General features: G+C 41.9%; 19 protein-coding genes. 10 read left to right on the top strand and 9 right to left on the bottom strand.

The window, feature by feature from the left end:
- Positions 1-68: 68 nt before the first annotated feature.
- Entirely contained in the window at positions 69-1,859 is a 1,791-nt protein-coding gene (locus tag MMU05_RS00255) for a glycoside hydrolase family 9 protein (protein ID WP_241139680.1), read from the top strand.
- 292 nt (positions 1,860-2,151) lie between these two features.
- Here MMU05_RS00255 and hemN read toward each other — a convergent pair whose 3' ends face one another.
- Positions 2,152-3,513 carry an oxygen-independent coproporphyrinogen III oxidase gene (hemN, locus tag MMU05_RS00250; RefSeq protein ID WP_241139679.1) on the bottom strand — a complete coding sequence of 454 codons (1,362 nt, stop codon included), beginning with the start codon at positions 3,511-3,513 and terminating at the stop codon, positions 2,152-2,154.
- Between the two features lie 440 nt (positions 3,514-3,953).
- On the opposite strand from hemN, the gene MMU05_RS00245 reads away from it, so the two are divergent.
- Together MMU05_RS00245 and tnpA are read left to right on the top strand one after the other, a co-directional pair.
- Entirely contained in the window at positions 3,954-5,327 is a 1,374-nt protein-coding gene (locus tag MMU05_RS00245) for a Gfo/Idh/MocA family protein (protein ID WP_241139678.1), read from the top strand.
- 171 nt (positions 5,328-5,498) lie between these two features.
- Positions 5,499-5,960, top strand: coding sequence for an IS200/IS605 family transposase (tnpA, locus tag MMU05_RS00240; protein WP_241139677.1), 462 nt, complete (start codon positions 5,499-5,501; stop codon positions 5,958-5,960).
- A gap of 197 nt (positions 5,961-6,157) precedes the next feature.
- Here tnpA and MMU05_RS00235 read toward each other — a convergent pair whose 3' ends face one another.
- Together MMU05_RS00235 and MMU05_RS00230 are read right to left on the bottom strand one after the other, a co-directional pair.
- A complete protein-coding gene (locus MMU05_RS00235; protein ID WP_241139676.1) occupies positions 6,158-7,282 on the bottom strand; it encodes a Gfo/Idh/MocA family protein in 1,125 nt (374 codons plus the stop codon).
- Between the two features lie 10 nt (positions 7,283-7,292).
- Positions 7,293-8,327, bottom strand: a complete 1,035-nt coding sequence (locus tag MMU05_RS00230; protein ID WP_241139675.1) for a galactitol-1-phosphate 5-dehydrogenase — start codon at positions 8,325-8,327, stop codon at positions 7,293-7,295.
- A 330-nt stretch (positions 8,328-8,657) separates the two neighbouring features.
- On the opposite strand from MMU05_RS00230, the gene MMU05_RS00225 reads away from it, so the two are divergent.
- The gene (locus MMU05_RS00225; RefSeq protein ID WP_241139674.1) at positions 8,658-9,227 is read left to right on the top strand and encodes a pentapeptide repeat-containing protein; all 570 of its coding nucleotides are present in this window, start codon (positions 8,658-8,660) and stop codon (positions 9,225-9,227) included.
- 461 nt (positions 9,228-9,688) lie between these two features.
- Here MMU05_RS00225 and MMU05_RS00220 read toward each other — a convergent pair whose 3' ends face one another.
- The gene (locus MMU05_RS00220; protein ID WP_241139673.1) at positions 9,689-11,332 is read right to left on the bottom strand and encodes a putative ABC exporter domain-containing protein; all 1,644 of its coding nucleotides are present in this window, start codon (positions 11,330-11,332) and stop codon (positions 9,689-9,691) included.
- The gene (locus MMU05_RS00215) at positions 11,325-12,041 is read right to left on the bottom strand and encodes an ABC transporter ATP-binding protein (protein WP_113926198.1); all 717 of its coding nucleotides are present in this window, start codon (positions 12,039-12,041) and stop codon (positions 11,325-11,327) included. Before MMU05_RS00215 ends, MMU05_RS00220 begins: the two co-directional genes overlap by 8 nt.
- A 506-nt stretch (positions 12,042-12,547) precedes the next feature.
- Here MMU05_RS00215 and MMU05_RS00210 point away from each other — a divergent pair.
- Positions 12,548-13,156: an outer membrane beta-barrel protein gene (locus MMU05_RS00210; protein ID WP_241139672.1), complete on the top strand. Its 609-nt coding sequence runs from the start codon at positions 12,548-12,550 to the stop codon at positions 13,154-13,156.
- A 57-nt stretch (positions 13,157-13,213) separates the two neighbouring features.
- Here the strand turns inward: MMU05_RS00210 and MMU05_RS00205 are convergent, their stop codons facing one another.
- From MMU05_RS00205 to MMU05_RS00190, 4 genes are all read right to left on the bottom strand, one after another.
- Positions 13,214-13,825 (bottom strand): hypothetical protein, encoded by a 612-nt coding sequence (locus MMU05_RS00205; protein ID WP_241139671.1) that lies wholly within the window; start codon positions 13,823-13,825, stop codon positions 13,214-13,216.
- Positions 13,826-13,902: 77 nt separating this feature from the next.
- Complete coding sequence (locus tag MMU05_RS00200) at positions 13,903-15,180, bottom strand: hypothetical protein (RefSeq protein WP_241139670.1); 1,278 nt, start codon at positions 15,178-15,180, stop codon at positions 13,903-13,905.
- Positions 15,181-15,370: 190 nt separating this feature from the next.
- Positions 15,371-15,787: a nucleotidyltransferase substrate binding protein gene (locus MMU05_RS00195; protein WP_241139669.1), complete on the bottom strand. Its 417-nt coding sequence runs from the start codon at positions 15,785-15,787 to the stop codon at positions 15,371-15,373.
- A 71-nt stretch (positions 15,788-15,858) separates the two neighbouring features.
- On the bottom strand, positions 15,859-17,304 hold the full coding sequence (locus tag MMU05_RS00190) for a S1C family serine protease (RefSeq protein ID WP_241140054.1): 1,446 nt from the start codon (positions 17,302-17,304) through the stop codon (positions 15,859-15,861).
- Between the two features lie 197 nt (positions 17,305-17,501).
- Here MMU05_RS00190 and MMU05_RS00185 point away from each other — a divergent pair, with 197 nt between their 5' ends.
- The 5 genes from MMU05_RS00185 (at position 17,502) to lon (ending at position 26,025) form a co-directional block, all read left to right on the top strand.
- The gene (locus MMU05_RS00185) at positions 17,502-18,668 is read left to right on the top strand and encodes a 1-deoxy-D-xylulose-5-phosphate reductoisomerase (protein WP_241139668.1); all 1,167 of its coding nucleotides are present in this window, start codon (positions 17,502-17,504) and stop codon (positions 18,666-18,668) included.
- Positions 18,668-19,987 (top strand): RIP metalloprotease RseP, encoded by a 1,320-nt coding sequence (gene rseP / locus MMU05_RS00180; RefSeq protein ID WP_241139667.1) that lies wholly within the window; start codon positions 18,668-18,670, stop codon positions 19,985-19,987. Before MMU05_RS00185 ends, rseP begins: the two co-directional genes overlap by 1 nt.
- 111 nt (positions 19,988-20,098) lie before the next feature.
- Positions 20,099-21,319, top strand: a complete 1,221-nt coding sequence (locus tag MMU05_RS00175; RefSeq protein ID WP_241139666.1) for a hypothetical protein — start codon at positions 20,099-20,101, stop codon at positions 21,317-21,319.
- 387 nt (positions 21,320-21,706) lie between these two features.
- Positions 21,707-23,410 (top strand): Kelch repeat-containing protein, encoded by a 1,704-nt coding sequence (locus tag MMU05_RS00170; RefSeq protein ID WP_241139665.1) that lies wholly within the window; start codon positions 21,707-21,709, stop codon positions 23,408-23,410.
- Between the two features lie 125 nt (positions 23,411-23,535).
- Positions 23,536-26,025 (top strand): endopeptidase La, encoded by a 2,490-nt coding sequence (gene lon, locus MMU05_RS00165; protein WP_241139664.1) that lies wholly within the window; start codon positions 23,536-23,538, stop codon positions 26,023-26,025.
- The last annotated feature ends 2 nt before the right edge of the window (positions 26,026-26,027 follow it).

Here is a 26,027-nt window from a genome sequence, read left to right as displayed (position 1 = left end):
TATACAATCGGTAAAATCCATAGGGTTCGTTTTCTTATTTTTAGATTCAAGAAATCCAAAGCAGGCCTATGTATTTGATCCAATTTATTTTCTTCTTAACCTTCATTTTTAGCGGAAACGAGACTGTCGAACATTCCCAAAACGAAATCCACATCCGCATCAACCAACTCGGTTACCTGCCTTCCGATACAAAAGTTGCGGTTGTTTTCAGTAAGATTCCAGTCAAAGAAAACTTCCAACTTGTCAACCAATCCACCGGAAAAGTAGCTTTGGAAATCAAACCCGAAAGACTCCAAACCAACGAATGGGGAGGCTTCCTGTATTGGGAAGCGGATTTTTCTCAAGTCATCGAACCCGGTGCCTATTTTCTCCAAGGGAAAAAAAGCAAAACCCAATCTTCGGTTTTCCCAATCGGGGAGGGAACCTACACCGGACAACAGGAATCTCTCTTGGAATTTATGCGGCAACAGCGCTGTGGTTACAACCCAACTTTGGACATGGTCTGCCATGCAAAAGACGGACGGACTTTCTTTGGTCCGATGGCAGACAGTACCTATGTGGACCTGAGTGGCGGCTGGCACGATGCCGGCGACCAACTCAAATACCTCATCACTTCCAGCTATGCGACTGCACACATGCTGATGGCGTATGAATTGTATCCCGACAGGTTTGAGGACATGGTAAATGCCTTGGGTCAATCCGGCCCAAACGGAATCGCGGATGTATTGGATGAAGCCAAGTGGGGCCTTGATTGGATTCTCAAAATGCACCCTGCGCCAGACCAACTTTTCCATCAGGTAGCTGACGACAGGGACCACAGGGGTTTTAAGATTCCAAACAAAGACAATGCGGATTATGGTTGGGGTGCCAATTCCTACCGGGCAGCATACTTTGCTACAGGAAAGCCACAGGGCCTAATGAAGTACCAAAGTGAAGCAACCGGAGTGGCAAACCTTGCCGGAAGAAGTGCTGCGGCTTTGGCTTTGGCGGCAAGGATCTGGGAAAAGGATTTGAAAGACCCGGAATTTGCGGGGACATGTCGGAAAGCTGCAATTTCACTCTACCAAATGGGCAGGAAGCAGGAAGGCTACCAACAGGGGAACTCCTACGGTGCGCCTTACCGCTACAATGAAGAAACATGGGCGGATGACATGGAGTGGGCGGCTGCCGAATTGTACAAAACCACCAAGGACAAAACCTACCTGGAACAAGCCAAAAATTATGCTGTGCTGAGCAATACGGCTGACAGTTGGACGGTCAAAGATTCTGCTTCCCATTACCAGTTGTATCCCTTTATCAACATGGGACATTTTGCACTTCATGGCGTGGTGGATGCTGATTTTCAAAAAACCTTGGAGGGATATTACCTTGACGGAATCAAATATACCCTGAAGCGGGCGCAGCAAAACCCTTTTCATGTAGGTGTGCCTTTCATTTGGTGCAGCAATAACCTTTTGACAAGCTTGGCGACTCAGGTGATTTTGTATGAAAAAATGAGCGGGGACAAGCAGTTTGAACCCTTTTTGAAAGCGCAGCGGGATTGGCTTTTTGGTAGAAATCCATGGGGAACATCGATGTTTACCAAAATGCCGGAAGGAGGAGAATATCCTGTGGAAGTGCATACAGCGCCTTATGTGTTGTTGGATATGCAGGTTCCCGGAGGTTTGGTGGATGGACCGGTCTATACTTCGATTTACAATAACCTACTTGGTTTGAGGCTTTTGAAACCGGATGTTTTTGCTCAATTTCAAAATGAACATGTCGTCTACCATGATGATGTGGGCGATTACAGCACCAACGAACCTACGATGGACGGCACCGCCGGATCTATTTTGATGATGACGCATTTTAGTAGGTGAAAAAATGGTTGAAAGTCCATGGTCCACAGTCCATAGTCCACCAACATCAATTCTTTAGAAATCTTGTTTCTAAAGATTAAGCATAAAAAAATGTTTCCCTAGGGTAAAAATTGAAGAAAGAGTAAGAAATAGAAAAAGCCCCAAATCGGGGCTTTTTATATAGTTATACGGGTTTACAAAACGACTAAAGCAATTAAATGATATTAGTGGATATTTGGATAAAATTTGAAATTACTTTGATCAAGCGTGAATATCCAACAATATCAATTTTTGAATATCCATTAATATCTTTTTAAATTGATTTACTGAATCCAAATTTCCTTTCCTCCTTTTCCTGCATCCTGAGGTCAAAAACCATGCATACGTTGCGGATAAATGGAAGCCCTGTAGGCAGGATTTTGATTCCCTTGGCGTCAAATTCGATGATTCCCTCTTCGGCAAATGATTTGAGTTTGTCCCAATTCCTCTTTCCCAAAACGGAATAGTAGCAGAAGTTCCAATCCGCTTCATGGTTGCAGATCAGTTTCAAAATCAGGTTTCTGGTTTCGATATCTTCCTTGGACATCATGTGTCCTTTGCTGATCGCAAAATGTCCCAAGCTGATTTGTTCTTTGTAAAGGTCAATTTCCTTGGTGTTTTGGGCGTAGGCATAATACACATCGGAAATGGAACTGTTGCCCAAGCCAAGCAAAATTTTGGAAGGAGATGTAGTATAACCCATGAAATTACGGTGGAGCGTTTTGTTTTTCTTGGCGAAATAAAGCGGGTCATTTACCAGTGCAAAATGGTCCATCCCAACCTCAAGGTATCCCATCTCTGTGAGGATCTGTTTTCCTTTTTCGTAGAGATTCCTTTTTTCTGATTCCTTGGGGAGAAATTGCTCAAAACTTTTTTGGGCAGGAAATGCCGATGGCAGGTGTGCGTAGCTATAAAAGGCAATGCGGTCCGGTTTGAGTTCGGCGACTTTCTCAAAAGTAGCGCTGATCGTCTCGGCTGTCTGATGCGGCAAGCCATAGATCAAGTCAAAATTCACTGAAGTATAACCGATTTCCCGTGCCACGTCGGTGGCTTCCTTGACCCTTTCAAAAGGTTGGATCCGGTGGATGGCTTTTTGGACTTCTTCATTGAAATCCTGAATGCCGTAACTCACCCTGCGGAAACCCAAATCAAACAAAGTCTGCAAATGTCCACGTGTGGTATTGTTGGGATGTCCCTCAAAACTGAATTCGGCATCGGGCATGACTTCCGAGCTTCCGATGATTATTCCCAACATTTCTTCCAATGACTCAGGGGAAAAAAATGTGGGTGTTCCCCCTCCAAGATGGATTCCGGCAAGTTTGGGTTTTGTGTCCAATATTTTCAAATAAGCATCCCACTCATTCATGATTGAAGTGATGTAGGGCGTTTCTACAGCGTGGTTTTTGGTGATCCGCTTGTTGCAGCCGCAGTAGGTACAGAGGCTTTCGCAGTAAGGAAGATGGATATAAAGGGTGATTCCTTCCGATTCGCCAAAGTCCTCATAGGCCTTTTTGACCAAACTGATCCAACCCCGTTCATTGAGGTCGTCGGCCCAAAGAGGTACTGTCGGATAGGAGGTATAGCGTGGTGCCGGGACGTTATATTTTTGAAGAAGTCGTGGTGAGATTGCTGTCATTGTTCCAAATATTTCCTACAAATTTCACTTTTTAGGTTGCGGATTTTCATGACCAATACTGCAGTAGAAGATGATAAATGTCATGGTTTTATTTTGCAAATGGTTCTTGGAAATTATCCTTCGAATTTGTGTAAAAAGGGACTGACATATTTCACTTTGATATTCTTTAAAAATATGGGAGACATATTTTCACACCAATCCCGAATGGGATTAAATACCATCAGGTTATTTACCCCGGATAAAATCCGGCGGCGGCCCAAATCCTGAAAATGGCCGACAACCCTGATAGGGGTTGAATAAACAGCAATTACAAATTTTAAACCTTACTGAATCTTCCTTTACAATTCTTTTTTTAAAAAAGTAAAAATCCTACCCGAAAGAAAAGGATGGACATTAAAACTTAATTTGATATTTTTAAGATCAACCAACAGTCCAAACCCATGAAAACCCATTCCACTGATTCTTCACGAAGGAAATTTTTAGCAAAATCCGCGACACTCGCAGCAGGTTCTGTTTTTCTCAATGGCATAGCAGAAGCACTCACGCTCCATGACAACCCTGCTGCAAAAATGAAAATTGCACTTGTCGGTTTGGGTGTACGTGGTGCCAATATGTTTGGGAGAGACGTCCAAAATGTCTACAAGGATCAGATCGAGTTTGTGGGTCTTTGCGATATCAATCCCGGTCGCTTGGAATTTGGGAAGAAGTACCTTGGGGTGGATTGTCAGCTGTTTACCGATTTTGACCAAATGCTTGTTGAGCGCAAACCTGACGTAGCCATCGTCACCACAATGGATTCGACCCACCACATCTTTATCATCAAGGCTTTGGAAGCAGGGATCAATGTCATCACTGAAAAACCAATGACTACCGATGAGGACAAGTGTCAGGCTATCCTTGACGCCGAGCGCAAATCCGGCAAGAAAGTAATCGTCACGTTCAATTACCGCTATTCACCCCACCGTCAACGGATCTATGAAATTCTCCGCAATGGTGAAATCGGAGACATCACCTCTGTGGATTTTCATTGGTACCTGAATACTTCCCACGGAGCAGATTATTTCCGCAGGTGGCACGGGTACAAAGCCAAAGGAGGTACACTGCTCGTCCACAAATCCACCCACCACTTTGACCTGCTCAATTGGTGGTTGGACTCGGATCCGGAGGAGGTTTTTGCTTATGGCGCTTTGGAGTTTTATGGAAAGAACGGGCCTTTCCGAAGTACGAATTGCCGACCATGTCCGCACAAGGCCAAATGCGATTTTTATTGGGACATCACAAAAAGCAAGCACATGGTGGATCTCTATGTCAACAATGAACACCATGACGGTTACCTGAGAGACGGCTGTGTATTCAGGGAGGATATTGATATTTATGATAAAATGGCGGTTCAGATCCGGTATATGAATGGGGTGCAAGTCAGTTACTCGCTGACGACATATTCACCCTATGAAGGTTACCGGATTGCCTTTAATGGGACCAAAGGCCGCGTGGAGGCTTGGATCAAAGAAAGCCAACCTTGGGAGGAAAAGGAGGAGGACGAAATCCGCCTGACCAAAAACTTTGGAGAAACAGAATTGATCGTAATTCCACATGGAGGTGGAGGTCATGGAGGCGGAGATACCCGGCTCAAGGACAAACTTTTCCTAGATCCCAACATGGCCGATCCTTACCGACAATCCGCCGGAACCCGTGACGGGGCCATGTCTATCCTAGTCGGCATCGCCGCCCGCAATTCCATCGAATCCGGCAAACCCATCAAAGTCGCCGATCTGACAGATATTGAATTGAAGAAGAGTGGGAGGGGGAGATAGAGGAAAGGGACGGAAGTCAGAAGACGGAAGTAGAGTGGTGTGTAGAATTGGACCGAGAATTCAATTGAGGATTCAATAATTGATTGTCCATTTTGAACCCCGAAGGGGTGATAGTATTATAGATAAAAATTATTGTTTTACCACCAAAACCCCGAAGGGGTGATATGCTATATGCCTGGAACATTTTCCCAAATCTATATCCAATATGTTTTTGCCGTTAAAGGGAGAGAAAACCTCTTGCTAAATCCTTGGAGAGAGGAAGTGTTTAAATACATGGCAGGAATAATTAAAGGCAAAAACCATAAACCTATAATTGTAAATGGTGTAACTGATCACGTACATGTTTTTGTTGGACTCAAACCTGCGATGTCAATATCCGATCTTATTAGAGATGTTAAAAATAATTCTTCCAACTTCATCAATGAAAATAAATTTGTAAAAGGGAAGTTCGAATGGCAGGAAGGATATGGTGCGTTTTCTTATTCCCATTCCCAATTGGATAATGTTTATCAATATATTTTAAACCAAGAAGAGCATCACAGGAAAACATCCTTTAAACAGGAATACATTTCATTTTTGAATAAGTTTGAAATTGAATATGAAGAAAAATATTTGTTCGATTGGATTCATTGAAACATGTCACCCCTTCGGGGTTTTGCGAATTATGATCTTTCTTTTCTATAATCATTTCACCCCTTCGGGGTTTTTGGAAATGTGATATTGGTTTATCCTATAAAAATGACACCCCTTCGGAGTTGATCAAATATTGATTTTTTTCCAAATCCTTCAATATTCTTACACGGTAAAATAAATCTATATCTAATCGGAATTCATTTCACCCCCTTCACCCTCCCATCCATATCCTCCCTATCTTTTTCTGGGAAAAGGGGGAATTTGACAGGTTTGTTGTCGCGGGTAGAGCGGTAGATGGCGGTGAAAAGCTCCACAGTTTTGCGTCCTTCTTCGCCTGTGATCAGGGGTTCTCGTCCTGCTGTCAAGGCATCCAAAAATTCTTCAATCTGCTTTTCGATATAATGGACCGTGGGATCGATGCTGTTGAATATCTCTGTGTCTTCTTTGGTCCATTGCTCGATCAGGTGTTCCTCTCCCGGAACAGTCCATAGGTCATTTACCGGAGGCCCTGCAATGCCGGATACACCTGCGATAAACATGGCGCCGGCTTCAGGGGTGACGCCCACTGAAGCGCCGTTGCTGCCGTGAATCTGTACCTTGGTATGGATTCCCGGTTTTTGGCAATTGCTGAGGAAGATGCTTCCGAGACCGCCGTTCTTGAATTTGACTATCGCTAAAGCTGTGTCTTCCACTTCGATATAAGGATGGGTCATATTGGCCCAAGTGCCATATACTTCATCAATGTCTCCCATCAGCCATACAAGCAAGTCAAGTTGATGCGGTGCCTGATTAACCATCACGCCGCCGCCTTCATGTTCCCATGAACCTCTCCAAGGGTCGGATTTGTAGTATTTCTCATCCCTCCAACTCAGCATATTGATGGTGCCGAGGATGGGTCTGCCGATTTTCCCATCGTCAATCGCTTTTTTTAACCTTATGACCGGTTCATAGAATCTCCTTTGGCTGATCGTCCCAAGTTTCCTGTTGTACTTTTTTCCCGCAGCAATCATCACATCACAGTCCTCCAAGGTTGAAGCCAAGGGTTTTTCGACGATCACATGTGCGCCTGCCGCCATGGCTTCGAGGGTGGGGTCAAGGTGATTTGGATGTGGCGTGCAGACCATGACAAGGTCGAGTTTTTCCTTTTCCACCATCTCCGTGATATTGTCATAGGCATTGACGCCATATTCCGAAGCAAAAGATTTTGCTTTGTCCAAAGTCCTGCTGTAGACTGCCGCAAAATCCGAGGTGGGAAGGTGCTTCAAAGCTTTGGCGTGAAGGTGGGCTACTTTGCCGCAGCCGATGATTCCGGTTCTATACATGTTGGTTAGGTTAGGGTTGAAGGATTACTTTGTTCAGTCCTGGTTCTTTGGCATACAGTCTTCTGAACCAATCTGCACCATCTTCCAATGGGGCTATAGCACTCAGTAAGGAGTCCACATCGACAAGTCCTTTTTCGATCAATTCGAGTACGATGCCATATTCTCCCGCGATGGCACAACTGCCTTGCAGACGGACTTCCCGTGTGACAACAGCCTGAAGCGGGATTTCTACTTTTGGAGAAATATTGCCCACCAAAGTCACCGTCGCTGCTTTTCTTACATTTTCAATGGCCATTTTGATGGTCGCACTGACACCGACAGCTTCGAAAGCTACATTAGCGCCTCGGTTGTGGGTGAGTGCCAAAATGGATTCATGGATATTGGAATCGGTTGCTGAATTGAAAGTATGGTCTGCGCCGAATTTTTTGGCAAGGGCCAATTTTTGGTCATCGATGTCAATGGCGATGATAGTACCTGCATTGGAAAGTTTGAGCAACTGTACCAAAAATAGTCCGATCATGCCTGTGCCCACTACCAAAGCCGTGTCACGGAGATTGATGGGGGTGAGGTCGATCGCATGGGCCGCGACAGCTACTGACTCCACCATGGCCGCCTGTTCAAAAGTCACCGAATCCGGCAAGTGGTAAAGGATGTGCTCAGGGACAACGACATATTCCGCAAAAGCGCCATGCCTTTTATATTCTTTGGGAGAAACGCCAAGCACCATCCTGCTATCACTGAGGTTGTATTTTCCTTTGAGTGTGTACCAATCGTCAAGATCGTAAACCGTGGAGTCGAAGGTGACCCGGTCGCCGACTTTATAGTTTTTGACAGCGGACCCCGCTTCCACGATAACCCCGGATGCCTCGTGTCCCATGATCAGGGGTGGATTTCTCCTCCCCGAGCTCCCGTCAAAACCGTGGATATCACTTCCGCAGATTCCGCAGGCCTTGACCCTGACCAATACCTCATTGGCTTTGTATTCCGGTTCGGGCATGTCTTTATACACCAGATTATTGTAGGATTCCAGTACCAGCGCTTTCATATTCAAGGGTAAAGAGTTTGAAATTAAAAATAAGGGAAATTTTGAAGAAAAGTGAAAGCATATGGTCGAATGGAACAATTAGATGCGGAAAGGATTCCGTTCCATTTCATTTTTCATCTTTGGCTGATCTTCTCAGACCAAATAGCTATGGTCTTACCCGCAATATTTGCATTACCTGATCAATGAAAAATGAACGTTAATAGCTGGAGCAATATCAATAAGTATCCATCCCGATAATTATCGGGATCAATTTGTATCTGATAGTTTTTGTTTTGCCAAGACATTGTACCCAAATTGCAGATAAACCTCAATAACATAGAATTTCAAAATATGCCCTCCTATTTCCAATCCCAAACTTTCACCAGTACTGATTTCGAATCTAAATTTTTCATCAAAGGAGAATATGAGTCATGTACATTCAAGGGTGCCGATCTGGCAAATGCAGACTTATCGGGGTCGGTTTTTATAGAATGTGAATTTTTGGGTTGTAACCTGAGCATGGCAAACCTTTTCAAAACAGCTTTCAGAGAAGTCAAATTCAAAGATTGCAAGTTATTGGGTTTGCGTTTTGACAAATGTGAAATTATAGGTCTGGTCTTGGGATTTGAGAATTGTGTTTTGGACCATTCTTCTTTTTTCAAGACAAAATTGCAGAAGACGGTATTCAAAAATTGCAGGTTGAAGGAAGCTGACTTTTCAGAAGCGGATTTTAGTGCATCCGTTTTTGACGGTTCTGATCTTTCGGGGGTTGTTTTTGACAATACCCTTTTGGAAAAAGCTGATTTCCGGCTTGCTTCCAATTTTAATATTGATCCCGAGAGAAACCGGATCAAAAAAGCAAAGTTTGCCCTTGACGGACTTCCTGGATTATTGGGAAAATATGGGATTGAAATTGGCTAGTTCAAGCATAGTTCAAGTCTTCAGACTTGGACTGATATAATAAAGTCTCCAGACTTTGATTTTCTAACCCAATAGTTCAAGTCTCCAGACTTGGATTCCCAATCTTAAATTTTTTTCGAAATAGCAGTCCGAAGACTGCATTGTTATGGTCCAAGACTAAGTCTTGAACCACGCAGACACACTAGTTCAAGTCTTCAGACTTGGACAACCAATTTCTGATTTTTTTACCGCAATGGACACGAAGGTTTCGCAATGGTCGCAAAAGGGGATTGAAGATAATTTACCACAAAGTGACCAGAGAACTCAGAGATAAGGGGGCATCATTCATAATTCTGAATTCATCATTTATTTTTCTCTCCGTCTTTGCGTGAGCAATAAAAATCACATCAAGTCTTGTTTTTTCGAAATAGCAGTCCGAAGACTGCATTGAGAGGGTCCAAGACCAAGTCTTGAACCAAAAATCACATTTCCTTAAACTCCACTTTGCTGATGATATCCAAGGTCACGTGCAGCATCACTGCCGCCACGATAAATATCCCCATACTGACTCCAACCATGGCATAGATAAATTGACTGGAAATGATGAATCCAAAAAGTCCTGCTGCAAGTGAAGGCAAAATCCCAAATAAAAACACCCCGCCGATAATAACCGGTTTGATGAGTTTGCGGTCCCAACCTTCTTCAAATCCTACCTGCGTTGTGAGCGTAATGGCAAAGCCCGTTAGATAAAACGCCACCATGCAATAAGGAAACAGCAACATCAATCCCCAATTCAGGTCTGCTATCAGCACCGTGGGTATTATCATAATTACTGCAAAAATCAAAGTCTGATAAATGTCCAACTTGATCATGTTCCAAAACTTGGATGACCATGAAGCCGGAATCAAGATAAAAAAGGGTTTTTTCAAATCCCCAATACTCGTCCTGCCCATTCCTGCCATAAAATAGAATCCCACCATCATGATCAAATAGCCATAAATGATCTTGTGCGAAAACCAATCAAAATTGGACAAGATGGCCATAATGATGGCAATGGCTGTAAATCCCAAACCATACAATCCAAAAAGTGGATGGAAATCCTGTCTCGAACTGTGGACGTAATTCCTCCAATACAAAGCCGTAGCGCCGGTTCCAAAGTCTTTCAGTTCCAATTTTTTGTTGACATTGAGGCTTCCGGTAGACTCTGAAGCATTCTGTTTGCCCTTTGCTTTTTCTTTTACCTCCTCATTGGATTGGGTCGAATCGAGGACATCTTCATAATAATACCCGGCATGGGTCAGCACCAACTGCACAATGATCAAAAATGAAAGAAGATAAACGCCGATGAAGCCCATTGAAATCCAAACATTCTCATGGCTTACAAAAGTGATAATCCCTCGGCTCCAACCCACAAGAGGAAAGAAATCAAACCAGGAGGAACCGATCCATCCAAACATTCCCTGCCAAAATTTCTCAGCCATCATACCCGGAATCAAAATCATCAAAAAGAGGATAATGCCAAGTGCAAAAACCCCACTTTTTATATATCCTAAGATATTGTACTTGGTGTTGAGGGTATAGATCAGAAATTTGATTGGGGAAAGAATAAAAAAGAACAGGGTCACGCCGATGGACATTAAAGCCAAATTCCAGAAGTTGAGGTCAAAGACATCATTGAGCTGAGCGGTACTGTAGATGACAAACAGGAATGAACCTCCCAATGAAGGGATAATGGATCGAATCATGTAATACATCAATAATTTCTGGGGTGAAACGGGCGAGGTAAAAAGGAGATTTACATCAGCCATACTGAAAAAACTGATGTTTTTCTTGGTAGCCCGATAAAGCTGAAACATCAGGAATGCCAAAGCCAATAGGGTTATTCCCCCGGCAATATTCTGAACCGCAAAGTCCACCTCTTCAATTTGACCGGCAGCATCCTGAAGGTTTCCGATTTCATCTGTGTTGATTTCTGTCTTTTTACCGGTTCTCCGGAAATAAAAGAAACTGAAATAGCCCAATACAAATACATAAGGCAACAGCCTCAGGGGATTTCTGAGGATCAGCTTGATATTGTTGACCAGAATAAAAAGGTCTTTACGGATTAGAAGTTTGAACTCATTCATCTTTGGTCAATTCTAAAAAGAGGTCTTCTAAACTTGAATCGCCGGCACTGCTAAAGGCTGTCTTGAGATTGGATATGGTATCATTGCCGATGATGTTGCCATCTTTCATGATCATGATCCGATCTGCGATGGTTTCCACACTATCGATGAGGTGTGTACTGACTAAAATAGTTTTTCCCTGGTCTTTGAGTTCCTTGAATATTTTTTTGGTGTTTTTGATGGCTTTTGGATCAAGTCCGATCATAGGTTCATCAAAAAACAGCAACTGTGGATCAGGCAGTAAAGCACAACAGATGGAAACTTTTTGGCGCATACCTTTTGACAAATCGCGGCCAAGCTTGTCCGCTTTGTCAGTCAGGTCATAGATTTCCATCAGTTCGGCTGCTTTGTCTTTCCAATCCTTGATGCCATAAGCCTGGGCGATAAACTGCAGGTGTTCTTTGACAGTAAGAAGGTCATAGACATGGGGTGTTTCGGGGATATAGGAGAAATATTTTTTTGCCGCTACAGAAAGATGGTCATGGCCGGCGATCTGAATTTCACCTGCGGTTTTGCGAAGGAGACCCACGATACATTTCATCGTGGTACTTTTGCCGGCGCCGTTTGGACCTAAAAGCCCTACGACTTCCCCGCCCTGTAATGAAAAGCTGATGTTGTTGACGGCATTTTGTTTGCCGTATTTTTTGATTAATCCCGAAACTTCAAGCATGTTGAGATATATAAAAGAATTAGACTTTCGGCAAATGTAACGCCTTAGATGGATTTTGGTTTAAGACTTGAAGATAAACGTGGATTTTCTTACATTAACCAACATAATTCAAGATCCATGTATTAATCATGCTTCGATTTTGCAAGCTATTTTTCAATATCTTGGAAATGGGCCATTGATCAGACTATACTTTTGTACTAAAATCCGATCTTTAAAAATTCTCTAGGAATTCTTAATCGCTGAATCACCCTCGCATACATGGAGATTGAAATACGATTTGAGTAGGTGTTTTCCTTAATTCCTTCATGTTCCGGTTGGTTTTTGGATATCATTTTTGTAAAGCCTTTTTTTTCGCTTTTTTTCACAAAATATTTACATATAAATTTTTAAGATGATATTAATTCACATTTTTAAGCGAACCTTCCACATTTTTTTTACGTAGGTAACACCTAAAAATCATAAAAATTTTCTTAATTCTTTTCTAAATTATTATTTTAATAAACACTATGAAAAAAGCAATGTTTGTTTTATTCTTACTGGTTTTTTGTTTTATAGGATTGGCGAATGCCCAGGAAAAAGGGAAATTCAGGGTAGGCCTGGATTTAGGATACACCGTTCCAAGTGCAGGTGGGGGCGGGATTTTATATTATTTGGAACCCAAGTACAATATTCAAGAAAATATGAATATTGGGTTGAGGATTGGCGGTGCCACCATGGCAAGAGATGTAGTTTATATCCAATCTACAGATGATGCCACAGGAAAACTTTCTGCCAACGGCATTATTGCCTTGACCTATGATTATTATTTCAAGAAGCCTGGGAGCAATTTTGCACCATTTATTGGAGCTGGGCTTGGTTGGGCACGTTTTGGCAGTTTTGAGGTAGATACAACAATAGATCCAGACGATTATGGGACTTTGTCTACAAATTCAGCTATTGCACCCATGATTAGGGCAGGATTTGAAGCAAGGAAGTTTAGGCTAGGACTAGATTATAATTTTATACCAAAATCTGATTTGGTGAATTTACAGGGGGATGTAATTGGGACAAGTGCCAACAGCTATCTGGGTATCGCCATTGGATTCTATGTGGGTGGTGGTAAATGGAGGAATTAAACAGAAAACAATTAAAATCAGAAAAGGTATTTCCATTTATGAATACCTTTTTTGATTTTAAAATATTAGTCCCCATTTGAAAACCAAGCTATTGAAGACATATTCTTCTTTGCGTATCGAAATGAATCCCGGCGGGATGGAGGCATCTCTGAATGAGGAAAAACCGATTTCTTTTGATCCCTCATAAAAGTTTGCTTCCTGCCTTTTGTATCCAATACTCAAGACAGATGCATGTTTCCCTTTTTTTGATTGGCGTCGGATTCCTATGCTCGGGTTCAAAAACAATCCTCCTTCATACCAGGATTCTGTCCACTCTGTTTCTACTCTTTTTTCCAACATGGCTGAGGCAGCCCCCAAATCCATTCCTGCAAATAAGGTATGTCTTTTCCCTTTGTCCATGAAACCTCTCCAGCCTAAGCCCAATGGCATCAGGGTGAGATTAGGATAGGTATCCACTCCTACCAAAAATCCCGTTGCATGGTATTTATTGATTCTTACTCCGTTCAATGTTTGGAATGAAAAATTGACCCTTGTCGTGTATTCTTCAAAAAGGGTCTTCGCCTGCCCGAACGAAGTGCCAAAATCAGTTTGGCTGAAAAAGGTTTTTTCTTGGGAATAGGTTTTTTCCAAAAATGAAAAAAGGATAAGCATAAGGAAGAGTTTTTTCATTTTCTAAATTTGATGGAGAATAGGTAAGATGGGAATTAAACTCTCCAAGGGTTTTGAACCCTTGGAGAGTTGCTTTATTAAACAATTACAGGATTTTTGACCTGAATGCAGCTTAGCGGTTTGAGTACGGTGGGAGTGGAATAATCAAACTGACATACGCCATCAGGCCCGATGACGATCAGAGATTTTGGACCGGGAATGATGTCCACGGATTTCATGGATTTCAAAAATTCAAGCTGATTTTTATCGATGTTCATCACATCAGCCACATTGAAGCTTTTGAGTCCGTGTTGTCCTTCAGCGATATAGAGGTAATCACCTGCAAGTCCCAACCCATGCGGATTCAGCATGGCATAGGATTTCAGCAGCTTTGGATTGTAAGGGTCTTTGATGTCCAAAACCTGCAATTCATTCACCCCCTGACGGCAAAATTCGCCATTGCGGAGCGTCACAAAGGCATAATTCTCATTGACGACAACAGGATCGCAGGCTGTGAAATGGGAATATTCAGCCATTTTTTTCGGATCGGAAGGCGTACTCGCATCATAGATATGCATGCCGGTGGTTGAACCGATGAAGAGTTTTTCCTGAAAAGGAAAAATGGTTTCGATTCCCCATCCTAACTCAATGTTTTTGATAAATGTGGGCTCGTCTTCTTTGGTGACATCAAATACCCTCAAGCTGTATTGGTCTACTGCGTATAAGTGCGCACTCATCAGGGTGAATCTCGCCATGGAACCACCCTGACCATAACTTTGGCCCCCTCCTTTGCTGCCGGAATCATTGGCAAATGACGAGAACTCCGGTCTTCCCCACCATCCTCCCCAACCCCACATCCTATCGGATTCGCTCGTTAGGACAGTATCTTTCCAAGTGATGATTTGTCCAGTGTCAAAATTGGAATACATGCTTTTGAATACATCTTCTTCCCTTCCTACCATTTTGATGCTCCTCACATCACTGATATCAAAAGACAAGAGGTCCACATAATTGTCGGCATAAAGAATATTGCTGTTGATGGCCAGGTCTACATTGCCCGGGATATTGATAAAATTGAGGTTCTTAGGAGCAGCCGGATCGGAATTGTCCAGTATATGGATTCCCTTTTGGGGTTCATTGATGAATAGGTAATCCTCATAGATGTAGATTTTGCCGGGATTATCCAATTCTTTACCGGGTTCTATGATGATGTCTGCCTCCCTTACAGTACTCATTTGGAGATAGACAGGAATAGTGGTTTTATAAGTGTAGGTGTTGGTGACCTCGTCATGACAGGAAGGCAACACCAAAAACATCATAAAGGCCAATACTAGATGGAGACTTTTACCAATAGTGGGATTAGTGTTATTTTTCATAGCGGTAAAATATTTGGTGTAGGAGAAAAACAGTTTGTCAAAAGTTTGTACCCCCTTGACGGTCCATAGTATAATAGTGCTACAATGGGTATTAAAAAAATTGCAGAAATATTCATTTTCAAAAATAAAGTTCGTGTTCGGACCAATAAACAGATTGATATTTTGCAGCTCACCCTGTCATTTTCCAATCCTAATCCAGCTTTTTACTCAATTTACGCTCAAAATTTTCAAGGAGCTTGATGAACTTTTTGGCAATTTCTTCGGCAAACTCGCTTTGGAAATCTTCTGTATAAAGAGGGTTAAATTTGATTCTTTCGATGATCATATCGAGCCAACCCTTGCCATCGTCGATCAGTTCTTCATTAAAAGCCTCTACGGTAGCGTCTCTTGAACCTGAAAAAGGATGTTGCCGGCCTTGTTTTTTGAAGAATTCCGCAATGGTTTTCAAGGCTAGTTCGTGCGTCAGTTCAAAAGTGCGGATGACCTTTTTTTGCATTTTCGCATCCAAAGGGGCTGTTTTATACAGCCTTACAACTTCTTGCAATTCATCAAGAGCATCCTTGTAGTCGTCAAAGCATTTTTCGCAGGAGGGAGGAGCTATTTTCATAAGTAGTGGTGTCTATTTTGGAGTACAATTCATCTTGTAGATGTGGATTGCAAAACCTTAATTTAGGAAAATTATCTCACATTATAGGACTGCATAAAGGGTTGTCCGCTTGGAGTAATTCCCTCGAGTCTTAACCTTCCGCTGAATTTTTCTAGATAAAGGCCAACTTGCTCCGGATTTTTGGCGGGTTCTCCATTGATCATTGTAATTACAAAACCATTGTTCAAACCAAGATCTCTCAAATATCCACGCGAAATCCCGGTGATTTTTATTCCATAATTGATCCCGAACTTGTCTTTTTCAATGGTATTGACGGACTCTAACCTTGCACCAAGCAAATTGGAAGTGTAATATTCCCTTTTGATGACTCCGGTAGTCCCTTCCAGATTTTGAAGGGTGAGAGTCGCAGTCTTGAGTTCATTTCCCCGCTTGAACTGTACACGCACTTTGTCTCCGGGTTTGTAATAGGAAAGCACTTCCTCAAAGCTTCCTTTTCCTGTAATGTCAATATTTTCAATCCAGGTTACCACATCATTTTTTTGCATGCCGGCTTTTTCTGCGGCACCTTCCCTGACCACATGTGTCACGATGACTCCATCCAAGGATGGTAATTTCATGTCCTCTGCGAGTTCGGGAGTGATTTCAACTACTTCCAATCCGGGGATAGCTTTCTGTACTTCACCGTACTTGATTAGGTCATTGGCGATTTTCATCGCAATATCCACCGGCACTGCAAATCCATAACCTGTGTAAGAACCCGTCCTAGAAAGAATCGCAGTATTGATGCCTACTAATTCACCATTGATATTGACCAAAGCACCGCCTGAATTTCCCGGGTTGATAGGTGCATCTGTTTGGATAAAAGATTCCAAAGGAAATTCACCCCCCAAAATATTGATCTGCCTTTCTTTGGCTGAGACAATACCGGCTGTGACGGTGGAGGTCAGATTGAATGGATTCCCTACAGCAATCACCCATTCTCCGATTTTGAGGGAGCGGCTGCTGCCCATAGATATTGCAGGCAGACTCACCCCTTCGACTTTCAGAACAGCAATGTCTGTGTTCTTATCTGTTCCGATCAATTTGGCAGGATAGGTTCGTTTTTGGTGGACGATTTCGATGGTTTCTGCCCGGTCAATGACATGGTTGTTGGTAATGATATATCCGTCAGCGCTGATGATTACTCCTGAACCTGTACTGACTCGTTGTGTTGGTTCTGTCCCAAAAAAATAGTCGAACATGCTGTAGCGCCTTTGGTCCGTACCGGAAAAGTTTTTGATAAATACCACTGAAGGAGTGCTTTTTTCTGAAGCTTCGACAAAAGAGACAGGTGCATTTGCATATGCAGCCGCCTCGCCCGAATTATTGACTTGATAGGAAGTGCTCTTCGGTATTTCCAAGGCAGTATTTTTGGGAAATTCCTCCCTTGGGCTGAATTCATGAAAAGCCCATGCGCCCATCAGACCTGCTGAAAAGGCCAAAAGAATTGTCTTTGCATTTTTGATCATATTCCCCATAACGGTGTGCTCGGAATTTGGGTTGGTCATGTTTTTCTTCAATTAAAGTTGCTACCGATTTGCATGCCAAATTTAGCCCTTTTCAAAAAGACTGAAAAATTTGGAGGAAAAGTCCATTAACCTTGTAATTTTGTCATGTGTATAAGGGGATTTATCAGACAGATAGACTTTGTCCCTTGCTAATGCAAAATGAATTGATGTCAGGAAAGAAGAATGTAGCCATCCTTGGCTCTACAGGAAGTATAGGAACCCAGACCCTAGAGGTCATCAGATCACACCCCGAAAAATTTCAAGTAGAAGTCCTGACTGCCCAAAACAACGCAGATTTATTGATCCGTCAGGCTATTGATTTTCAGCCCAATTGTGTTGTGATAGCCAATGAGAGTCTCTATGAGAAGGTGCGGGATGTTTTGGTTCCTTTGGGTATCAAAGTTTTTGCGGGAGAAAAAGCATTGTCCGATGTGGTCACTATGGAGACCATCGATATAGTGCTGACTGCTTTAGTCGGATACTCGGGGTTGATCCCCACCATGAAGGCCATCGAGTCAGGAAAAGCCATTGCCCTTGCCAACAAAGAGACCCTGGTGGTCGCAGGTGAGTTGGTAACGAAATTGGCAAGTGAAAAAGGAGTGAACATTTATCCTGTCGATTCCGAACATTCGGCGATTTTTCAGTGTTTGGTTGGTGAATTTCATAATCCAATCGAGAAAATTATCCTCACTGCGTCGGGAGGACCATTTAGAGGAAAAGACAGGTTGTTTTTGGAATCTGTGACCAAAGCCCAAGCTTTAAAACATCCCAATTGGGATATGGGAGCAAAGATCACCATTGATTCTGCTTCTTTGATGAACAAAGGACTTGAGGTAATCGAAGCCAAATGGTTGTTTGGACTTTCCAAAGAGCAGATTGAAGTGGTGGTACACCCACAATCGATCATCCATTCTTTGATACAGTTTGAGGATGGAAGTATCAAAGCACAACTTGGGCTACCGGATATGCGTATCCCTATTCAGTTTGCCTTATCCTACCCTGACAGGTTAAAGGCAGATTTTCCAAGGTTTGATTTTGCCAAATATCCAAACCTGACTTTCGAGCAACCGGATATGGAAACTTTCCGCAATTTAGGTTTGGCTTACGAGGCACTTGCAAAAGGAGGAAACTCACCTTGTATTTTAAATGCTGCCAATGAAATCGTTGTGGCTGCATTTTTGAGGGAGGAAATAGGATTTCTAGAAATGTCAGACATTATCGCCGAAGCAATGGCCAAGGCAGATTTCGTCAGGAACCCGACACTGGAAGATTACATTAATACGGACAAAATGTCCCGTATCATCACTCAAGAATTAATAAAGAGTAAAGTATAATGGATACACTGATCATGGTAGCCCAATTGATATTGGGGTTGTCAATTTTAGTAGGCCTGCATGAGTTGGGCCACTTGCTTACCGCCAAAATGTTTGGCATGAGGGTGGAGAAATTCTCCATTGGATTCCCTCCAAAGATCATCGGATTCAAATGGGGTGAAACGGAATATTCAATAGGGGCAATTCCTTTGGGAGGATTTGTCAAAATCTCCGGGATGGTCGATGAATCTATGGATACAGAGCAGCTTTCCACCGAACCTCAGCCTTGGGAGTTCCGCTCCAAACCTGCTTGGCAGCGTCTTATCGTCATGCTTGGCGGTATCATCGTGAATGTCTTTACAGGAGTTTTGATTTTCGTAGTATTAGTATACCAAAGAGGCGAGACTTATTATTCAAGAGACCAAGTCATACAAAATGGGATTGTTGCTCTGGAGATCGGTCAGCAAATTGGATTTAAGGATGGCGACAAAATATTGGATATCAATGGATTGCCATATGAAAGCATCAATGAATTAAGTGGCGGAGAAGCGTTATTGAGCAGTGGGGGTTTTTATACTGTTGACCGTGGTGGAGAAATCATCAAAATTGAAATCCCAAGAGGTTTTATCAATTCTTTCAACAGTGAGCAGGCTATGTCCAGCTTCATCAATATCAGGGTTCCTTTTGATGTAAGAGAGGTCTCTCCTAACAGCACCGCGGAAAAGATAGGATTGAAAGCAGGTGACAAAATCGTAGGAGTCAATGGCTCACAGATCGCCTATTTCAATGATTTGCAAAGTTCCCTTGCTGATTTGAAAGGAAAAGAGGCTATTTTGTTGGTGGAAAGAAATGGTGAAACATTAGAAAAATCTGCCCAGATTTCTGAGGAAGGAACGATTGGAATTGCTGTAAATCCATTGCTTGAACCTGTTGTCAAAAGATATGGTGTAGGTGAATCCATCACCAAAGGTACACAGCGTGCATTTGGAGTGGTTATTGTCAATGCCAAAGCTTTGGGAAAAATGTTTACCGGAGAAGTTTCTGCCAAAAACGTAAGCGGTCCGATAGGGATGGCAAAAATTTATGGCAACAATTGGGATTGGGTAAAATTCTGGAGTATTACAGGTTTGATATCTATGATCTTGGCATTTATGAACCTTCTTCCCATTCCGGCACTAGATGGTGGACATGTGGTATTTTTGTTATATGAAATGGTGTCAGGTCAGGCCCCTTCCGATAAGTTCTTGGAAAATGCACAGAAAGTAGGGATGGTTCTGCTTCTTGCCCTGATGGTATTTGCCATTGGAAATGATATTCTAAAGCTGTTTACAGGACCATAATTTGGTTTTGTGTATAAATTTTAAAGGGGAAGGAAATTATTTTCTTCCCCTTATTTTTTAATATTACTTTTTTGGGTATCATTGTTCGGTTAATCACCCTAAAGCCCAATTATGAGAATTAATGCTACCCTGATTTTGCATCTGGCACTCTGTCTGATTTCATTTTCCCAAGATTCTTTTGCCCAGTCTGGAGATTTCATCCTTACTCTGGATGGCACCAAAGTATATGGGAAAATTGAGAAAAAATTTGATTATGAATCCTATGATAAAATCCGATTTTCAAAACCCGGGGAAAAGTCTAAAACACTTTTCCCGAGTGATATAGCAGGATTTGGTCTGGATAACGGCTGGCTTTATGTGGTCAAGAAACTGACCGGTGAAAGAGAAGCGGAATTTGTGCAGGTGTTGGTTTCCGGCAAACTTACTTTGATCAGAAGCCGGAATATCTTTTACATTGACAATGGTACCGAACTTTTAGAACTGGTGGCACGCTACGAGCAGGAGGAGATTAAAGGAAGAGAATTTACCGAACTCAAAAAACCCTATATCGGCACCCTGAATATGCTGATGGCGGGAGATTGTACAAATGAATTGTATCAGGACATCTTCAATTTAAAATATGAGGAATACGATTTCATTTCCGTATTGTCCAAATACCATCTTTGTGAAAACCTACCTTACGAACTGCATTTCAAAAAAGAACCATTTACTAGGGTTTCTCCTGTAGTCTCGGCAGGGATTTCCTCAATAGTCCTGACTCCTTCAATCATTACAGGCAATAGAAAGGATGCTTTTGAAACCAGTATTTTTCCCATTTTTCAGATTGGAGTCAAAGCCCATCAGTTTAGAAAATGGCCCCGTTTGTCCATAGATGTTGCAATTGCTTACATGAATCAGGACAATACGGTGAAATCGGAATATGTTTCAACGGAACAATACATGACTGCAACAGAAACATATACTGCCAGAGCAATCATGGTTCCTGTTACCCTCAACTATACTTGGATCAGGGTCGGGAAGGTGGATTCCTATATTGGACTGGGTGTCGTGTCCAATTATAATAAGATCGAAAGCGAATTTTCGATCATTGATCAAACATTGAATTCCAATGGCATTACAACACTCTATGAGGAGCCTTTGACAGATATCAAAAGGAGGTTTGTCAGTCCTGTCGCAAAGCTCGGCAGTGTCATCAATCTGAGTAAAAGCATAGGGTTGGTAGCGGAATTTCAAGTCACCCAAAACGCAGAGGTGATGAGCGTAAGTCTTCCCTTCAATGTGGTTATTTATGACAGATTGGTCAGTTCATTTCTTATCGGATTACGTTTTTAATTTTGCAATAATATGAAAGCAAGAATTTTAGCATTGTTGGTTTTGACGGTTTCATTGATGTATTCCTGTCAAAAGGACGAAGATGTCAAGCCTGCCACTAATCCGAGATTCAGTGTGGCTTTTATCCAGGAATTGGACGGTGATGGAGTTCAGTTCGCCGCCAATGTGTATGATTTCGGTTCCGACGAAATTCTGGAATATGGCTTCGTATATAGTCCGACTCCGGTTCCGAAAGTTGAAAAAGATGATATCGTAAGCCAAACAGGAAAACCTTCTGCTTCTTTTGAGCTTAGGGGGACACACTCAATGAAACTTGGCGAAAAGTATTGGGTCGCTGCATTTATAAAAACCTCCAAAGGAATTGTTTATTCCAAAGTGATTGATTTTGTGAGTAAAGGATCTTTGGGATTTTTGTTTTCGGAAATAGTAGGCCCGGAAACAGTTTTTTTCGGGGATACTCTTGAAGTCAGAGGCAGTAGCTTCAGTAAAATACCCGGGAACTATAGAGTTACAGTTCAAGGAGTGCCCGCAAAAGTTCTTGAGGTGTCGGGATTGGGTTTCAAGTTTGTTTTACCGGATCTGTTTCCAATTGGTGAAAAACAAGTTACACAAGGTTTGTATGCCTTCGAAATATCAGTTGCCGGAAAAGTTTTGGAATTAGAATATCCCTTGGATTTTCGTCAAGCAAATTTTGAAATTGATCCAAACCAAGTTGTCAATTATGAGGATACACTGATAATTGAAGGATCTTACCTTTCTTCAGAATCAATTGAGGTAAAGTATTTTGCGGAAAATGGGAATGAATATAAGCTCCCCGTAGTGGATTTTTCAGCATCTAAAATCAGATTTATGCCCATAGCAAAATTTCAGGAGTCCAATCCAAAAATTCAGATAACTCTTAGAGGAAAAAAATATATTGTATCTAATTCCTTTAAATTGAAAGCGCCTGAAGTTGATTCAGGTCAGGCTTTTTTGAGAAAAACCTTTGAATGGACTACATTAAAAGGGAAAAATTTTAACATTCATTATCCAGAAATGAATAGTTTGAGCTTTGGAGGTTTAGATTTGAATTATGAAATCCAAAATGTAAGCTCGACAAATTTGACCTTCAGGATATGGGCGGGAAATGATCAATTTATCCCTAGAAATATTGAAGTTTATCCCAATAATTCAGGACAGAATTCTATTAATTCTGTCAAGCTAACTTTCACAGACCCTGTTCTTCCTTTTTTTAAAGCCGAAGGAGTCTTCAGAGAAGATTACGGCATTGGTGGAGGAGTTTCTATGGGAGATTATGGCTACTTTTTCAGAGTAAATTCAATATACAAGTTTACTCCATCAGCAAGGAAAATGGAATTGGTGGCAGAAAATAAAAACTCTGACTCATTTTTAGCGAATATATTTACCCTAAAATCTCCAAACGGTAAGATTTATTCTGGCGGACATTCCGAAAATGTTTTTTCAGTCCAGTCTAGTCCTCAAATTTTTGAATTTGACCCAAGCAATAACACCTTGATTAAACTTCCTAAAATACCCTCAGATGTAATTCAACCGCTAAGCGTTTATTCAACTGACAAATATTTGTACTATGAAGGAGGTTTTAAAATCACTCCAGCTGTTGGTTATGTTGAGGTGAATGAAAGATGGAGGTATGAGTTCGCAACAAGGACTTGGAAAAAATTAGCAGGTCAAACTGAGATAAAGGATTATTCATTAAGACTCAAATCTTTTTGGTATAAGGGAAAGCTCTATCAAATCGGAGTGGAAAATAGAGAGGATAATGTTGTCGCGTTACAAAAGTTTGATCAGCTTGAGGAAACTTGGATTACCGTGGCCAGTTTTTCTTTTGGTGATGTGGTTGAATCTGAAGTAATCCCGATAATAGCGAATGAGGCTTTTATATTTACCCCAACTCAAATAGTTAAAATTAATCTTGACACTTATTCTGAGTCAATTGTCCAAAATATAGGTGAAGAAAGTTCAATGTTATGGTTTAGCGCTATGCAAGTAATGGGAATCAATGGGAAGATATATTCGACACTTTATGGATCTGAGGTGGTGGAGCTAGATCCTGATTACTTCACTTATTAACCTGCCAATTTGTACAGAAAATATCCTTGGCATATTCATTGATTTTAATAGAAGAACCTTCTTAATTTGAAGGTTCTTCTTTATTTTATTATTTACTTGACAGCTTGTCTGTCATATTGTCCTTTATGAAGAATTTTGAAAACCAATTATATCAATCGATGATAACAGGTGACTATGCCGGCGAAGGCGACTTGATACAACTGATCGCTGACGATGAAGATGAAAGTCTACAGCAGCCGGAGAATTTTTCCACTGATATCCCGATTCTTTCAGTCCGTAATACAGTCCTTTTCCCCGGGGTTGTCATACCGATTACTGTCGGAAGGCAACGTTCCATAAAGCTCGTCAAAAAAGCCCAAAAAGGGGACAAACTCATTGGGGTCTGTGCCCAGGTCAATGCCCAAAATGATGATCCTTCTTGGGAAGACATTTACCATGTGGGAACTTTAGCCAAGATCATCAAAATGATCATTCTTCCTGATGGAAATACCACTATTATCATCCAAGGCAAAAAGAGATTCCGCATCACGGAAACCGTTACCGAGGATCCATATTTCATGGCCAAAGTGGAATACCTAGAGGAGAATTTTCCTAAAAACAGCAAAAAAATCAAAGCTTTGGAAGAATCCCTGAAGGATTCTGCAGCCAAAATCTTGCACCTCAATCCTGAGATCCCAAGAGAAGCCCAAGTGGCTTTGGACAATATAGACAATACCGCTTTCCTTACCCATTTCCTTTCTTCCAACATCAATGCACCCGTGGAAGCCAAGCAGAAGCTGCTTGAAATCAACGATGGCGTCGAAAGGGCAACGATTTTGTTGGAGTTTATGATGAAAGACATTCAGATGCTCGAACTCAAAAGCGAGATCCAAAAGAAAGTCCATACCGATATCGACCAACAGCAGCGGGATTATTTTCTTCGCCAGCAGATGAAAGTTCTTCAAACCGAATTGGGCGAAGAAGGGCCTGAAAAAGAAGTTGAAGAGCTCCGTGCCAAAGGAATGTTGAAAAAATGGCCAAAAGAAGTTGCCAGACATTTTGAAAAGGAATTGGATAAAATCTTAAGAATCAATCCCTCCGCTGCTGAATACCCTATTGCATTGAATTACGCCGAAACTTTGGTTGAACTCCCTTGGAATGAAACTACAGAAGATAACTTTGACCTCAAAAGAGCCAAAGCCATTCTGGACAAAGACCACCACGGCATTGAAAAAGTCAAGGACAGGATCATCGAATACCTTGCAGTATTAAAACTTAAAAAAGACCTCAAAGGACCGATTCTTTGCTTGTACGGACCTCCCGGAGTAGGAAAAACCTCTTTGGGTAAGTCCATTGCTACAGCTTTGGGAAGAAAATATATCCGGATGTCTCTTGGAGGACTTCATGATGAAGCCGAAATCCGGGGACACAGGAAAACATATGTGGGCGCCATGCCCGGCAAGATTATCCAGAACATGAAGAAAGTCAAATTCTCCAATCCTGTTTATGTATTGGATGAGATTGACAAGCTGAGTTCTGATTTTAGGGGAGATCCTTCTTCTGCGTTTTTGGAAGTTTTAGATCCCGAGCAGAATAGCACTTTCGTTGACAATTATTTGGAAGTCGAGTATGACCTTTCCAAGGTTCTGTTTATTGCCACCGCTAACTCATTGGATACCATACAGCCTGCACTCAGGGACAGAATGGAGATTATTGAAGTGACAGGTTATACCTTGGAAGAAAAAATTGAGATAGCCAAAAAGCACCTCATTCCCAAGCAAAGACAGGAACATGGTCTAAAAGCGAAGGATATTTCGTTTGACCGGGCCGCAATTGCCAAAATCATCGAGGACTATACAAGAGAATCCGGCGTAAGGAATCTTGAACGAGCAATCGGGAAAGTGGTCAGAAATCTTGCGAAATCCATCGCGATGGAAGAAGAATATGATAAAAAAATCACTATCGATATGGTGAGAAAAATTTTGGGAGGAGAGGTTTTTGATAAGGAAATGTACCAAGACAACAGCACGGCAGGTGTGGTGACTGGCTTGGCTTGGACTTCTGTGGGAGGTGAAATTCTCTTTGTTGAGACTTCTTTGAGTAAAGGAAAAGGCAAATTGACGCTTTCAGGCCAATTGGGTGAAGTGATGAAAGAATCTGCCATCACTGCGCTTTCCTACCTTAAATCCAAATCAGATAAATTGGGAATTGACGACAGGCTTTTCGATTATTACGACCTGCATATCCACGTGCCTGCCGGGGCAGTTCCGAAAGACGGCCCTTCAGCCGGAATCACGATGCTGACTGCGATCGCTTCGATATTTACCCAAAGGAAAGTAAAGGCCAAGGTGGCTATGACAGGGGAGATCACCCTCCGTGGCAAAGTGATGCCTGTAGGTGGAATCAAGGAAAAAATACTGGCTGCCAAAAGAGCAGGGATTAAAGAAATTATTCTTTGCAAAAATAACAAAAGAGACATCGATGAGATCGACAAGGAATATATCAAAGGCGTGGAATTCCACTTTGTAGACAAAGTGGAGGAAGTGCTGGAAATAGCCCTGATGAAATCAAAAGTAGATGATCCGATGGTCTTTTCTTTTCCAAAAGAATCAGAAAACAGCAGGCAAATAGCCTAAAT

Source organism: Cognataquiflexum rubidum (assembly GCF_022538115.1).
GTDB lineage: Bacteria > Bacteroidota > Bacteroidia > Cytophagales > Cyclobacteriaceae > Cognataquiflexum > Cognataquiflexum rubidum.
Note: the sequence above shows the minus strand (reverse complement) of the source record. Positions and strands in the feature narration are given on the sequence as shown.

What these genes read in the sequence shown, in the direction of transcription:
- MMU05_RS00235 (WP_241139676.1), bottom strand. Translation starts at nt 7,282, where the DNA reads ATGTATAGAACCGGAATCATCGGCTGCGGCAAAGTAGCCCACCTTCAC.
- hemN (WP_241139679.1), bottom strand. Translation starts at nt 3,513, where the DNA reads ATGACAGCAATCTCACCACGACTTCTTCAAAAATATAACGTCCCGGCA.
- MMU05_RS00205 (WP_241139671.1), bottom strand. Translation starts at nt 13,825, where the DNA reads ATGAAAAAACTCTTCCTTATGCTTATCCTTTTTTCATTTTTGGAAAAA.
- MMU05_RS00190 (WP_241140054.1), bottom strand. Translation starts at nt 17,304, where the DNA reads ATGGGGAATATGATCAAAAATGCAAAGACAATTCTTTTGGCCTTTTCA.
- MMU05_RS00200 (WP_241139670.1), bottom strand. Translation starts at nt 15,180, where the DNA reads ATGAAAAATAACACTAATCCCACTATTGGTAAAAGTCTCCATCTAGTA.
- tnpA (WP_241139677.1), top strand. Translation starts at nt 5,499, where the DNA reads ATGCCTGGAACATTTTCCCAAATCTATATCCAATATGTTTTTGCCGTT.
- MMU05_RS00195 (WP_241139669.1), bottom strand. Translation starts at nt 15,787, where the DNA reads ATGAAAATAGCTCCTCCCTCCTGCGAAAAATGCTTTGACGACTACAAG.
- MMU05_RS00210 (WP_241139672.1), top strand. Translation starts at nt 12,548, where the DNA reads ATGAAAAAAGCAATGTTTGTTTTATTCTTACTGGTTTTTTGTTTTATA.
- MMU05_RS00255 (WP_241139680.1), top strand. Translation starts at nt 69, where the DNA reads ATGTATTTGATCCAATTTATTTTCTTCTTAACCTTCATTTTTAGCGGA.
- MMU05_RS00230 (WP_241139675.1), bottom strand. Translation starts at nt 8,327, where the DNA reads ATGAAAGCGCTGGTACTGGAATCCTACAATAATCTGGTGTATAAAGAC.
- MMU05_RS00220 (WP_241139673.1), bottom strand. Translation starts at nt 11,332, where the DNA reads ATGAATGAGTTCAAACTTCTAATCCGTAAAGACCTTTTTATTCTGGTC.
- rseP (WP_241139667.1), top strand. Translation starts at nt 18,668, where the DNA reads ATGGATACACTGATCATGGTAGCCCAATTGATATTGGGGTTGTCAATT.
- MMU05_RS00175 (WP_241139666.1), top strand. Translation starts at nt 20,099, where the DNA reads ATGAGAATTAATGCTACCCTGATTTTGCATCTGGCACTCTGTCTGATT.
- lon (WP_241139664.1), top strand. Translation starts at nt 23,536, where the DNA reads ATGAAGAATTTTGAAAACCAATTATATCAATCGATGATAACAGGTGAC.
- MMU05_RS00185 (WP_241139668.1), top strand. Translation starts at nt 17,502, where the DNA reads ATGTCAGGAAAGAAGAATGTAGCCATCCTTGGCTCTACAGGAAGTATA.
- MMU05_RS00225 (WP_241139674.1), top strand. Translation starts at nt 8,658, where the DNA reads ATGCCCTCCTATTTCCAATCCCAAACTTTCACCAGTACTGATTTCGAA.
- MMU05_RS00215 (WP_113926198.1), bottom strand. Translation starts at nt 12,041, where the DNA reads ATGCTTGAAGTTTCGGGATTAATCAAAAAATACGGCAAACAAAATGCC.
- MMU05_RS00245 (WP_241139678.1), top strand. Translation starts at nt 3,954, where the DNA reads ATGAAAACCCATTCCACTGATTCTTCACGAAGGAAATTTTTAGCAAAA.